This window comes from Capsulimonas corticalis (assembly GCF_003574315.2).
Lineage (GTDB): Bacteria > Armatimonadota > Armatimonadia > Armatimonadales > Capsulimonadaceae > Capsulimonas > Capsulimonas corticalis.
This window is the reverse complement of sequence record NZ_AP025739.1, coordinates 6,575,799-6,589,079: the sequence shown is the minus strand read 5'-3', so window position 1 is coordinate 6,589,079 and position 13,281 is coordinate 6,575,799. Positions and strand designations below refer to the sequence as shown.

The window sequence follows — 13,281 nt, the reverse complement described above, 5'->3', positions numbered from 1 at the left end:
AAGCATTGCCCCTTCCTGTGTACCGCGATCACGGAGATTCTCTCCCCGTAATTCCACGCGTGGGCCGCGCCCGAAACATGGAATAAATACGGGGAGGGGACCCCTCTCGTCATTCAACCGAATTGCCATAATGAAATTGGGAACTTTACGTCAGAATTCCGTGATGACACTATGCACTCTATACTCACTCATCTCAAGCAGACGGGGACGCGGCAGGTTATCCTTTGGGTTTTGGGGGCGGCGCTCATTCTCGCGCTGATCTGGATGGCGACGGACCGCTGGTATCAGCGCAGTCTGCTGTCGCAGGCCAGGTCGGACGCGCAGATTCAGGTGTCGCCCTATGGAAGCGCGCTGACGACCGCGATCGGCCAGCGGCGCGTGCTGACCGAAGGGCTGGCGACATTTCTGCAAGTCACCACATCCCGTCCCGAGCTGGATCGCGAATTTCCCATTGTCGCGGGCCGGCTCTACGAAGGATCGCGCGGCATTCGCGCCGTGGAGATCGCGCCCGCCGCTCGTCTCCATTATGTTTTTCCGCGCGCCATCAACCCCATGCCGCCAGACTACGATCTACTGCGCGATCCCCGTTCCTATGTCCGTCGCGATGTCCGCCTCGCCATCCATTCAAACCGAGTCGTGATGAGCGAGCCGTTCCTGCTTCGCCAGGGCGGCATGGGAATCGCGTTTCGCCAATCGATCTACCAGGACGGAAAGTTCTGGGGGCTGGCGGCGATGATCATCGACGTCCCGCACCTCCTCGCCGACGCCGGCGTGACCGCCGGTCCGCCAGCCTTGTCCCTCTCGCTCAAGGATCGCAACGGACAGATCTTTTACGGCTCCGCGCGCGTCTTCGCGATGCAGCCGGTCATTTACCGCGTGAAAACGCCGGAAGGTTACTGGGAGCTTGCCGCCGTCCCGAAGGTCGGCTGGCGGCGCGCCGAGCAAGCCTCGGTATGGCGATTCCATGCCCTCTGCGCACTGATTTACTCGCTGATCCTCGTGATCGTCACGCTGATCGCCGGCCGGCAGGCGGGCCTCACCTTCGCGGTGGCGCAGCGGACGCGTATGATTTCCGCCGTGAACCAGGAGCTGGAGCAGGAGGTCGCGCAGCGCCGGCAGACGGAGCATCGACTGGAATCCAACCAGACACATTTGCATATGGCGCTGGACGCCGCACGGATGGGGACGTGGGAATGGGACAGCAAAACGGAGCAGACGCACTGGTCGTCAAACTTCGAAGCGATCCACGGCCTTTTGCCCAACACATTTCAAGGCCGCTACTCGGAGTACCTGGACCGGATTCATCCCGAAGACCGCGACGCCGTTGTGGCGGCGGTCGCCCAGGCCGTCGAGACCGGCATGGACTACAAAGCGGAGTATCGGATCCCTCAGGCGGACGGCGGCAACCTCTGGATTGCGTCAAAGGGACGTATGGTGATGGACGCCGAGGGGCGGCTGACGCGCATGGTCGGCGTCAGCATGGATATCACGGATGGGAAGGCCGTCCGTGAGGAGCTCGAGAACACCGTCGAGCTGCTGTCCTCCACCATGGAATCGATGGACGACGGCGTGCTGTCCGTGGACCTGGACGGACGCATCGTTTCCTATAATGAGAAGTTCGCCGACCTGTGGGAGCTGCCCGAAGAGTGCCGCCAGCATACCCATCTGGACGAGCATGCGATTGAATGGATCATGCAGCGGGTGAAGGACCCTGAGGGGTTCGCCTCGCGCCTTCTCTATCTGAGCAATCATCCCGAAGTATCCTCGCGCGACCTGATCGAGTTCGTGAACGGGCGCGTTTTCGAGCGCCATTCGCAGCCGCGCCGCATGGACGGCCGGATCGTCGGACGGGTCTGGAACTTCCGCGATGTCACGCAGCGGCTTCAGTTTGAGGAGCAGCTGGCGCACCAAGCGTATCACGATGCGCTGACGGGCCTGCCCAACCGCGCCTGCGTTCTGGACCGGCTGACGCGGCAATTGAAGATCGCGGAGGAGACCGGCAACCAAGTCGCCGTGCTTTTCTTGGATCTGGACGGGTTCAAGAACATCAACGACACGCTGGGCCACGCCGCCGGAGACATGCTGCTGCGGACGATCTCCACCCGGCTGACCGCCACTTTGCGCCCGAAGGACATGCTGGCGCGCATGGGCGGCGATGAGTTCGCCATCCTTATGCCGGAGCTGGCGCATGTCGAAGACGCCGTGCTTCTGGCGCGGGACCTGCTGGCGGCGATCGCCGAGGCCGCGTTTGTGAACGGGCGAGAATTTCACGTGACGGGAAGCGTCGGCGTCAGCGTCTATCCGCAGGATGGGCTGGACGCCGACACGCTGCTGCGCAACGCGGATGTCGCGATGTACCGCGCCAAGGCCGAAGGGCGCAACGGCTGCAAGCTTTACACCGGCCAGATGCACGCGGCGGCGTTTGAGCGCTTATCGCTGGAAGCCGGGCTCCGGCAGGCGCTGGACCGGGAAGAGTTCCTGGTGTATTACCAGCCGAAGATCGACCTGGAGACGGGGGAAATGACGAGCGTCGAGGCCCTGGTGCGCTGGCGCAGCCCGGAGAAGGGGCTGATCCCGCCGGCGGCGTTCATCCCGGTGGCGGAGGAGACCGGCCTGATCGTCCCGCTCGGCGAGTGGGTGCTGCGTCAAGCCTGCCGCCAGGCCGCCCAGTGGCGATCCGAAGGCCGCGCGCTGCGCATGAGCGTCAACCTTTCGGCGCGGCAGTTCGAGCGTCCGGAACTGGTCTCCGTCGTCGCGCAGACGCTCGCCGAAACCGGGCTGCCCGCCGACTGGCTGGACCTGGAGCTGACCGAAAGCACCCTCGCCAGCGATCCCGAGCTCGCCAACCGCACGCTGCTCTCGCTGAAGGGGCTGGGGGTCAGTCTCTCGATCGACGATTTTGGAACCGGCTACTCCTCCCTCGCTTACCTGCGTCGCTTCGCGCTCGACGCCCTCAAGATCGACCGCTCCTTTGTCCAGGACCTGACCATCGATGTGAGCGCCCAAACCATTGTCCGCGCCACTCTGACCATGGCGCATGCGCTGGGCCTGAGCGTTGTGGCGGAAGGCGTCGAAACCGAAGCCCAGCTCGATATGCTGCGCGAAATGGGATGTGAAGTCTATCAAGGTTATCTTTGCACGCCGCCGCTTCCCGCCGCGCAATTGGAGGAAAAATTTCCGCTCGCGGTCCGCGTCGCCGCGTAGGAGTCCGATTTCAAAACGGGTAGGCGACGGCGCAGTCCAGGCGGTAACCGCCGTAGGAGGTTCGTTTGGGCGCGGGCGGACCAGAGGGCGCGCTGGATGCGGCGTGCTTCTTGTCTGCAATGGGGATCGCCTGCGTGGCTCCCAGCGAGCCGATCAAGCCGTGGAAGGGGAACGAATACGCCGCCTGCACGACATGGGCGTGCAGAGCGGCGGTGTTTGTCTGAGTATGTCCGTTCTGGTCGATGATCAGCAAGGAGGCGCTGTCGTTGGCTTCCGCATAGGGGGCGGCTTCCAGCCACCGGTACCCCAGATGGAGGCGATGCGCGGCGCCGATCGCGTGATCCCAATCGACGCCCGCCGCGCGCTCGCGCACGCGCGTCCGTGCGTCGTAACGCACCGCATTGACGAACGGGATTCCCAGAGAAAGGTCGCCGCCGCTGGGGACCACGCCGTGCGTCGACCAGATCGTGTGATACTCCCCGTAGCTGAGACCCAGACGTCGCGTTCCGCTCAATCGCCTCCAAAAGATCAAGCCTGTCTGATCCCCGGACATTTCGTTCGAAGCGCCGCCGATTCGCCGATTGCCTTCGCGCCGGACATCGCCGTCGCCCGCTCCGGTCCAGCGCTCCACAAACGCCGCTCCGGCCCAGTCCTCGCTCAGCCGTAGACGGATCGCTCCCGAGTAACGCTGCGATCGGTAGCCGAGCGGCAGAGTGAGGCTTGTCCCATTCACCCGGTCGTTCAGTGAAATATTCGATGGATGGTCCATCTGCTCGATCCGAAGCTCCGCCCACAGTCCTCGGCGCAGCGCGGCCGCCGCGCCAATCCAGTACGCCCGCTGCGTGTCCTGAAACCGATAGGGAGGCGTATCGGTGAAAAAGTGGAAGACATTGCGGTAGATATCGCTTTCTCCGCCGGCCGCCAGCCGCGCCTCCTGCGCGCCGATACGCCAGTGTACGCCGCGCCTTCCCGCGAAGGACAGTTCGAAGGCGTTCTCCGTCGACCGTCCCGCAAAACGGATATCGCTGCTGTGTCCCTCGTTCAGCAGGGCGACGATGTCCGTTCGCTCACTCCGCGCCGCGAGCGTATAGCGTGTGGAGATAGGATCGGTCAGCGCGAGATAGCGTCCATTGGAGTGAAAGTCGTCCACCACGCCCCGCCCCGCCTTATCCGTCCGCACGGTCAGCTCATCGTCATACCCTACCGACACTTCGCGCCGGCGCCCGCCAAATATCTCTTCCGGCGCCTGCCCGTCGATCAGAACCAGATCTCCGAGCGCCGGCGATTCGTGCAGCGGAGTTGGGGTGGGGGCGAGCGCGGGATAAGAGAGCTGTGCGTGGGACGGCGCCGCGAAGAGGATGAGGAGAAATGCGGAGAGAAGATATGTTGGGTGGCGCATAGGAAATACGAAGTGAGGTTCAAGGATGCCCCCGGCCTTCACGGGCGACCGGGGGTATCCTCCATTCGCTAAAGTGACAGCAGATCGCCATCGAGCTTGTCGGCGGTTTCACCCGGCGTCACGAAGATCGTCCCGTTGAACGTATTGCTGGGGACGCCGGCGGGAAGCAGGCCGCCGAAGGTGTGGTCGGGCAGAGGGGTGGTGACCAGCGTCGCATTGCCGCCGCTCGATTGCGTGACCTTCATTGTCGGGAGGAACGCTTTCAGGTCGGCGGGCGGGTTGGTAAACCATGCGTTCAGGTTGATCTTTAAGGTGATCACGCCATTATTCGTGGTGTTCAGCGTGACGGATTGCACGCCGGTCAGGTATGGCTGGTAGCTCTGCGCCTGAGTCTGGAAGTTAGTCAGCTGCTGAGTCGTCACCAGCGTGCCGGGATTCAGCAGGTAGCCCGTGTTGTCGCGGGTCTTGATGGATTGCACCGCCGTGACGGCGTCGGTGATGGTCGCCTGGAGCTCCGTTTTGACGGTCGCCATCCGTGTCTTACCATCCGTGTTGAGTTTGGCGAAGGTTCCGCCCGGCAGGAAGGTGGTCGGGGAGACCGTGGAGTTCAATGTGAATGGCGACAGCGTGTGCACGTCGGCCCCGAAGTTGAACGTTCCTTCATCGGCGCTATAGGCGGTGGTGACATTGGTGACCGATCGGAGGACGGCGATCAGCGCCGCCAGAGTCCGAAGCTCCGCATTTCCCACCTTTACGGTGGCGGTGGAGCTGTCCGTGTGGCTGGGATCGGCGATGATATAAACGTAGCTCGGATTGGCGAGCGGTCCGCTGAGCGCCGATTCGGCGGCGGCGAGACTGGTGTCCAGGGAGACGAGCGAGGCCTGAATCTGCACGGGCGTGAGACTGTCGTGCGGAACCATGACATGGGGGATCAAGTCCGACGCTGTCGGCAGGGGCAGCTTGTCCGATCCGCTCAGGAACGCAGGGAAGTTCCAAATGGCGAGCGCGTTCGACGCCTGCGCCATTCGAGTCAGGCGAGACTGCGGCCCTGCGGCGTTCGCCTTGAGCGCGAAGCTCGTGACGCCCAGCGTTTTGCTGAACTGAATGGCCGCGAGCGCGGCCTGGGAGATCGCAAATCCCGCCTGCGCGTCGTTGTTGCTTGGAAGAGACTTGCGGGCCAGATTAAAATTCGTGACGGCGTCCTGAAGAACCGTCTGAGTGTTGGACGAGGACGAATTCCGGACGATCGAGTTGATATCCGATTGTCCCTGCTGGATCTGTTTCGCGGGGGTAGGGCCATTCGGATTCGATCCGCTGTCGCTGCCGCCGCCTCCTCCGCCGCAGCCGGTCAGGATGAGGGCGCCGACACCGAGCGCGGCGCCAAGGATGGTTGATTGCCTGGGTGTTTTCGAGAATGGTGACATGGGGTATATGCTCCGGAAGTTAGGTAAGACTCCATATCAGCAGAGCAAATTACGTATGGAGGCAATACACTATACTGCAAAAGTTACGCCATGTCGTTATCGTTTTCTGATAATTATTGGGGAGGGCCGGACAAGCGCGCCCGGCCCTCTCCGATCTACGGCTGGAACTGCCAGTTATGGTCTGGAGTTCCATTATCGGTCCATTGTGTGGCGAGGGCGCCATTGTTCAGAGAGGCGCCGGAAATGCTCAAACACATGGCGCTATTGCGGTTGAAGAGCTTCCAGTAACCATTCCCGACCGGGCGCAGGCTCCATTGCTGGACCGCCAGGCTGTTGAGGTCCCACTGGTCGACCGCCGCGCCGGGCGTCGTGCTCCAGTTGTAGTCGTCGAGCGCCAGCCCGTTTCCAATATTGGTGATCGTCCAGAATCCCGTGCCGAGATCGTGGAACACCCATCGCTGGGCGCTGGCGCCGTTTTGAGGCCACTGCTGAAGCTGCGTTCCGTGGACGTTTGTACCGCCGGGGACATCCAGGCACTCGCCGCTGTTCTGATTGACAATTTGATAGGAGTGGCCGTCGAGCACCGGGAACGTCCCCTTGAGACGCGCGATCTGCATCGCCATCAGGTCGTAGTACTGGTAGCCATGGGAGCCTGGATCGGTGGCGGCTTCCGGTTCGGCGTCGCTGCTGTATCCTTCGCGCCATTCGTCTACGAACTTGCCGGCGGGCGGGTTGTTGAAGTTGATCGACGCCCATTCGTTCCAACCCGTGATAAACGTAAAGGCGGGATGCGTCTGCTGGGCGGCAGTCATGTAGATATTGAAGTACGAGCCGTTATTGCGGCCGTGCGCGCCGGGATCCGGATTTGTTCCGTCGGTGGTCATATAGCTTGACTGGCATGCGAAGGAGGCGCACATCTGCTCCGGCGAACCGTTGTAGTACGCGGCGGGCGGCGCCGTGTTTGCGCTGACCTTGAACTGCCAGAATGCGCCGCTGGTGTCCAAGCCCCAGCAGTGGCGGCAGGTGAAGCTGTCGAAAATCCCGCCGGTCGGCGCGTAGGGCTGGTTGTGATCGCCCGCGCCGAGTGCGGTGTTGGGTGTGGCGATCATGGCGAGCGGCTTGCCGAGGTAGTTGAAAAAGAGGCTCGACGGATACTGCCCGTTATAGAACGTGTCATGCACGGTTTGCAGCGTGGCCGGCGTGTTGACGAAGAAGGCGACTTGCGGCGTTGGCAGGCCCTGCGCCCGGCGCTGCGCGAAGCGCGCGCACAGCGCCTGCGATCCTTTGACGATCTCCGTGATGGCGCCGTTGGTGAAGTCGACGGTGATAAAATCGACGCCGGCGCGGCTGAGCAGATCGGCATGGTAGTCGATGAGCGCGGTGTTGGGCTGGTTGGCGTCGTTATTGAAGTAGTACAGATAGTTATTCTTGATCGTCCCGTCCCCATGCGTCGCCGCGTAGTCGGGTTTTCCCCACCAGTTATAGCTGCCGGTATAACCGTTCTCCGTCATCATATCCGCGACGTCGTTCCCAACGGTTCCGCTGGACCCGATGATCAGATTGGACCATGTTTCATACAGGATAGTGGCGTAAGGCTGGGCCGCCGCCGGTTTCCCTCCGCCAGCCAGCAGCGCGGCGGCGACAGCGGGAACGCACAGGCTTTTCCAGAATAGGGACGAGAATCGTAAGGACATAACAGAGTTCTCCTTGCAGCGTCAATGCTGCGTGTTTCTGATCTGTATCGCAATTAACGCGAATGTCACAATTTGGAGAGAGGACCTCTTTTGGTAACGCCTCAGTATAACACTGCCGTTTGACGCTGTCAAGTTGTATTTTATCGATTAGGATTGATAAAACTAATTACGGCGCCGACACTCCGCTCGCCAGCAGCAGGAGATCCTGCGGGTCGGAGATCGCGGTGAAGACGATGCTGCGCGATTTGTTTTGTGTGCGCTGCGTGAGGTTTCGGGCGGCGCTGCGCATGGCTTTGTCGGCCGTGGAGCCTTCGGGGACATACAGGGAAATGCTGTCGTAGATCGTGGCGGACTTCATCGCCATGGTTCCGCTCCCGTCCGGAAACGGCTTGCCGTCGGCGGTGACGCCGGGGACAAACACGGTTCCGGGCTCCGGCTTTGTCAGGTCGTCCCAGGAGCCGTATTGCTGGTAGATATTTTCTCCTTCCGGAGTGCTGATCAGTAATCGCCGCGTCGGGCCAGGGGCGTAAGCCGCGGGCAGAGCGGTCATTAGGGACGCCTGGAACCCGTGCTCGGCTGTCGTGCGCAGGAGACGCCAGGCGTCGTAGAGGGCGCCGTCTCCTGCGCGGTCGTCGCCAAAGCCGGGGACGCTGACGTTGGCGCGCTTGTCCGTGTAGTGCGTGGTGTGCAGATCCAATGGATCGGCGTGCGCCGCGCGCAGCGCGGCGAGGCGGCCTGGGATGGCGTAGCCGAGTGGGTCGGAGCCGCCGCCATCCTGGTCGCGGGGTTCCGTTTCGTATCCGTGCGGGGTGACGTCGGTCCAGACCATGCCTGCGACGCCTTTGACGCGCGCGGCTTTGCCGATCAGCGATATCAGACGCCGCGCCGGTTCGGGATCGAAAGGGGTGACCGTATTCAGAACGTCCGGCAGGACCATATGGCCGAGAGCTTCCCGGCCTGCTTCATTGACCTGCATAGCCGTGCGGTCCAGGATAGTCCGGTCCACGAGCGCATCGGGCGCGGCGCTCCAGGCGAGCAATCGGATGTCGGGATAGAAGGCGATGTGGGCCGCCGCCGCGCCCTTCGCCGCATGCTTGATAAGATTGAGGGAGGCGGCATCCTCGCTGTCGGTCTGCCCTGGCGTGATTCGCAGCCATAGCTCGTTCAGACCCAGGGTTCGGGCGGCGGCGATCGCCGTGTCGGCCTCGGCGGGCGTGTGCGGCTCAACCAGCACGGCGCGGCGGTCGAACGATCGTATCTGGGCGAGCAGCGCGGCGGGCGCCGGCGCTGTGCTCGGCTCGGGCGGGCCGGTCAGCGCCTGCATTTGCGCCTCGAAACGCTTCTGGGAGGCGTCCTGCGCCGCCTCAGTCAGGGGGGCGGGATCGGGCAGGAGCTGTTCGTAGCTTTGAAAGACGAGCACCGGGGACGCCAGCGCCGGGACGGTGACCTGCACCATCGGCTCCGCCTGAAGCATGACGTCGCCATCCAGCGTCGAACTGACATGGCTTTTTGCGTTATCCGCCTGGATGTGGCGCGCCGCGTCCTGCTGCTCAGGCGTCAGTTCCGCAAAAGGCGCGGTGAGCTGCATCATCCCGCCTGAGAAGGACATCCCGCCCGCGTCGGCGATTTTTTTCCAGTACGCCTCCTGCTGCTTGGGGGAGAAGGGAACGGCGTCGTTGGTGAAGGGGATATCTTTCGTGCTAAACGCGGCGCCGTCCGGCTGCGTCACGGCGCCGCCGCGGTTTCCGCCCGGCATCAGCGCCGCCGCTTTCTGCTCGAATTGCCGCCAGAGCTCGTGCTTGACGCCCAGGCCGATCCGATCGTTTGTCAGCACCGCCGCCGGCCCCACCTGCCGCCAGGCCGCCCCAAGACAGAGCGCCAAGGCGCGCATGACGTCCCACGCCCGCGCCGGCGTTTGGGGGCCGACAACCGTGACGGCCTTTTTCGCGTAGCGCGGATCGGCGTAAATCTCGCGTCCGGTCGCGGCCGCGATTGCGCGAACCAGATCGTCCACGGTTTTGACGCCCGCCAGTCGAACGGCAACGTTCCACGCCGCGTCGCCATTGTCGAGGTCGCCGGGCTTGAGCGTGTTCGGGACAGTTTCGCGCACGTTCGCGCCAAACTCACGGTCCACGCTGTCGCTCGGCGAGTTCATCATAAAGTAAACGGCGAGCTTGTCCGGAGGGTCGTAGCTGGAGGCGAAAACATGCGAATCCTTTTGCCCGGGAACGGAGAGGGCGAGGCTGGTGCGGTACGCCAGGCGCAGGCGCGCGAGCCGCATCTGGTCGCCGCCGATCTCGGTTGCAGGCGCGCTCCAATCAGCGTCAGCGCGCTGCACCTGCATCTTGCCGTCGGGAAACAGGGCTTCGAACAGGCTGCGCTGGTTGTCGCTCGTCATCTCCTCATAGCCGACGCCCTTATCGCTGAGAAACTCTTTCCACTGGTCCTTCGTGAATCCGGCCGCCAGCAGCTTGACGACCTGTTTGGGCGCCATCCCATCGTAGATATTCGGTTTGTCCGGCGGAACATTCACCACCATGATGGTCGGCGGCGCAATCGCGTCCACATTCCCAAAGCCGCTGACCAGCCTCCCAAACGCCGTCGCAATCTGCGCCGCCGTGTCGCCGGGAGATGGGGCCTCAGCATCCTTGGGCAGCGTGACGCTGTCAGGATCCACGGCGATATAGAGTTCGGACGCCGGCGGCGCGGCCTGCGCGAGCGCTTGCGCGAGTGTGATGGGCTTTGGCTTGGCGTCGTCGGCGCGGGCGGAATGCGCTGTGAATGCAAGCGTGGTTGCGAGCGCGCAATATCCGTGGAATCGAGAGATGGGCATGGTGGTCCTTTGTTATTTTTAGTCGCCGACGTCGGCGGTAATCGCCGACGCTTCCGCCATCAATTCCTCTGGTGAAATCTGATCGAAGACGATACAGCGAACTTTGTCGTGCGCGTACTGTTTGAGGGTCCGCACGGCGTTCTTTGCGCCTTCGGACACCGCGCCGTCTTTGGGAATAAAGAAGCCGACGGTCCAATAAACGGTCCTGCCGGACATTCTTTCCGTTCCGCTGCTGGTCGGCTTGCCGTCGTCGCCGATGAAGGGAACGAACTGCATCGCCGGCGGCGGTTTGGCGAGGTCCTCCCATACGCCGTATTGATTGCTCGGCTCCTCGGCCGGCGGCAAAAGGACGATCGGTATCTGGGGCGCGCCCGGCGTGGACGCCGGGGGAACGGCTGCGGTTATGGCGCGGAGAAAGGCGTGTCCGGTGTCGGCGCGCAGGATGCGCCAGGAGTCGTAGAGCGCGCCGTCGCGCTCGTCGCTGTCGCCAAAGCCGGGTACGCTGATGTTCGTGCGTCCCTGATAGTGCTTGCTGTAAAGGTCCATTGGATCGATATGCACGGTGCGCAGCGAGGCGAGACGCCCTGCCAGCGCGTACCCCAGCGCGGCCTCATTATCTTGAAAGAAGGCCTCAGATTCGTAACCGTGCGCCGACAGATCGCTCCACGCCATGCCCGCAACCCCAGGAATACGGCCCACGCGGCCAATCAGCGCCATCAAACGTTCGGGGACTTCCGGAGCGAATGGCGTGACGGTATCGCGAATGCCGCGCGTTCCGCCAGACGGATCCTTCCGAACCTGCGCGGCCGACCGGCCCAGGACCGTGCGGTCGAGAAGAGTGTTTGGGGTCCCGTCGCCCCAGCCCAAAATCGAAAATGCAGGATAGAATGCGATGTGCGCCGCCGTCGCGCTTTTGGCCGCGCGCCGGATCCACGCGACCGCCGCGTCTTCGTCTTTGTCCGTGGGGGTGGGAGAGACACGCAGCCATAGTTCATTGAGGCCGAGGGACGCCATCGCCGCCAGTTCTTTGTCGACCTCGTCAGGCGTATGCGCATCGAGCAAGACAGCCCGACGTTCGAAGGTCCGAACCAACCGTGCATAGGCCGCCGGTGGATCTTCCGTATCGGTCTTCGTATCTGGACGAACGCCTTGCTGCGCGAAGATCCTGTCCATGAGCTTGGCGCTGGCCGCTTGATCTTCGTCGGTCATCGGCGGGTTCGGCAGCAGCCCACTGTCGCTTTGCGTGATTACGACCGGACCGTCGAGCGCCGGAACGACTACCTGAACCATGGCCTCCGCCTGGAGCGTCACATCGCCGTCCAGCGTGGAGCTCAGATGGTCGCGCGTGTTGGCCTCCTGAATATGCCGCGCGGCCTCCTGCTGCGCCGGCTCCAGCTCAGAGAAGGGCATGGAAAGCTGAAGCATATCGGATGTGGTCATCATATTCTGAGCCCCCATCTTTTTCCAGTATTGCTCCAACTGCCTTGGGGAGAAGGGGACGGCGTCGGCGGTAAACGGGATATCTTTCTTGTTCAGCGCCGATCCTTCGGGCTGAGGCAGCGCTTCGTACGAGGGGCCTGACGGCATCATCGCGGCCGCCTTTTCTTCAAACTCGCGCCAAAGCGCATGCTTTACGCCCAGCCCAACACGATCGTTCGTCAGCACAAACGCCGGACCTACCTGTCGCCAGCTTGCCCCCAGGCACAGCGCCAGCGCCCGCATCAGGTCATAAGCGCGGACGGGCGTCCGCGGCCCAAGGATCGTCACCGTCAGTTTGGCGTATCTTGGGTCGGCGTAGATTTCGCGTCCCGTTCCATCGGAAATCGCACGCGCGCAGTCGTCCACGGCGCGCAGCCCCGTCAGCTCGATCTCCGTCTTCCACGCCGAATCATCGTCGTTCAGGTCACTGGGCTTCAGTGTGTTGGGGATGGTATTACGGATATCCGCGCCGTATTCGTGGTCGACATTCTGATCCGCCGTGTTCATCATATAGTACACTTTAGGACTGCCCGGAGGCCGGTAGTCGTTCGCAAAGAGCTGATCGTGCGGATTTCCCGGCGTGGAGAGCGCGATGCCCGTTTTATACGCCAGACGCAGGCGCGCCTGCCGCACCTGGTCCGCGCCGAGATCGGTCGTGGGATCGGTGAAGCTGGCCGCGTCCGCCGGCAGCGCCTTGATCTTGTGATCGGGAAACAACGCGTCGAAAAGGCTGCGCTGTTCTTCGCTTTGAAGGTCGGCGTACGCCACGCCTTTGTCGCTCAGAAAGTCTCGCCACTCGTCCTTCGTGAATCTCGCCGCCAGCAGCCGCACGATCTGGCCCGGCGTCATCCCATCATAGATATTGGGCTTGTCCGGGGGAATGTTGACGACCATGATTGTCGCCGGCGCGATTGCATCGATATTCCGAAATCCATCGATCTTCCGCCCAAACGCCGTCGCCGCCTGCGCCGCCGTATCGCCCGGAGACGGCGGAATGGCGTCTTTGGGCAGCGTCACATGATCGGCGTTCACTGCAATGTAAACATCCGACCTCGGCGGCGCGGCCTGCGCGAGCGCCTGCGCCAGCGTGATCGCGGCGGGTTTCGGCGCGTTGTCCGCGTGCGCGGCGTAAGGCGTGATCGCGAGCAGAGTAGCCAGCGCATAGGTGTGCGGGCGCGGTCGGTTTGGCATTGTGTGTTGTCCTGGGCATGATCGGCGGCAATGATCGGTACCGTCTGTAACGGTGTG

At 62.9% G+C, this 13,281-nt stretch carries 6 protein-coding genes; 1 reads left to right on the top strand and 5 read right to left on the bottom strand.

The annotated features are described in order from the left end of the window. Positions 1-171 precede the first annotated feature (171 nt). Positions 172-3,204: a bifunctional diguanylate cyclase/phosphodiesterase gene (locus D5261_RS28635; protein WP_119323056.1), complete on the top strand. Its 3,033-nt coding sequence runs from the start codon at positions 172-174 to the stop codon at positions 3,202-3,204. A 10-nt stretch (positions 3,205-3,214) separates the two neighbouring features. On the opposite strand, the gene D5261_RS28630 is transcribed toward D5261_RS28635, so the two are convergent. The 5 genes from D5261_RS28630 to D5261_RS28610 all read right to left on the bottom strand — a co-directional run bounded on the left by D5261_RS28630 (position 3,215) and on the right by D5261_RS28610 (position 13,224). Beyond that, the gene (locus D5261_RS28630) at positions 3,215-4,603 is read right to left on the bottom strand and encodes a hypothetical protein (protein ID WP_119323057.1); all 1,389 of its coding nucleotides are present in this window, start codon (positions 4,601-4,603) and stop codon (positions 3,215-3,217) included. A 68-nt stretch (positions 4,604-4,671) separates the two neighbouring features. Beyond that, on the bottom strand, positions 4,672-6,027 hold the full coding sequence (locus D5261_RS28625; protein WP_119323058.1) for a hypothetical protein: 1,356 nt from the start codon (positions 6,025-6,027) through the stop codon (positions 4,672-4,674). Between the two features lie 155 nt (positions 6,028-6,182). After that, on the bottom strand, positions 6,183-7,721 hold the full coding sequence (locus D5261_RS28620) for an RICIN domain-containing protein (protein ID WP_119323059.1): 1,539 nt from the start codon (positions 7,719-7,721) through the stop codon (positions 6,183-6,185). A gap of 166 nt (positions 7,722-7,887) precedes the next feature. After that, complete coding sequence (locus D5261_RS28615; protein WP_119323060.1) at positions 7,888-10,554, bottom strand: hypothetical protein; 2,667 nt, start codon at positions 10,552-10,554, stop codon at positions 7,888-7,890. Positions 10,555-10,572: 18 nt separating this feature from the next. Further along, positions 10,573-13,224, bottom strand: coding sequence for a hypothetical protein (locus D5261_RS28610; protein ID WP_119323061.1), 2,652 nt, complete (start codon positions 13,222-13,224; stop codon positions 10,573-10,575). Positions 13,225-13,281 lie beyond the last annotated feature (57 nt).

Excerpts from the sequence above, each read along its gene's own strand:
- D5261_RS28635 (WP_119323056.1), top strand. The coding sequence starts at position 172 with ATGCACTCTATACTCACTCATCTCAAGCAGACGGGGACGCGGCAGGTT.
- D5261_RS28630 (WP_119323057.1), bottom strand. The coding sequence starts at position 4,603 with ATGCGCCACCCAACATATCTTCTCTCCGCATTTCTCCTCATCCTCTTC.
- D5261_RS28625 (WP_119323058.1), bottom strand. The coding sequence starts at position 6,027 with ATGTCACCATTCTCGAAAACACCCAGGCAATCAACCATCCTTGGCGCC.
- D5261_RS28620 (WP_119323059.1), bottom strand. The coding sequence starts at position 7,721 with ATGTCCTTACGATTCTCGTCCCTATTCTGGAAAAGCCTGTGCGTTCCC.
- D5261_RS28615 (WP_119323060.1), bottom strand. The coding sequence starts at position 10,554 with ATGCCCATCTCTCGATTCCACGGATATTGCGCGCTCGCAACCACGCTT.
- D5261_RS28610 (WP_119323061.1), bottom strand. The coding sequence starts at position 13,224 with ATGCCAAACCGACCGCGCCCGCACACCTATGCGCTGGCTACTCTGCTC.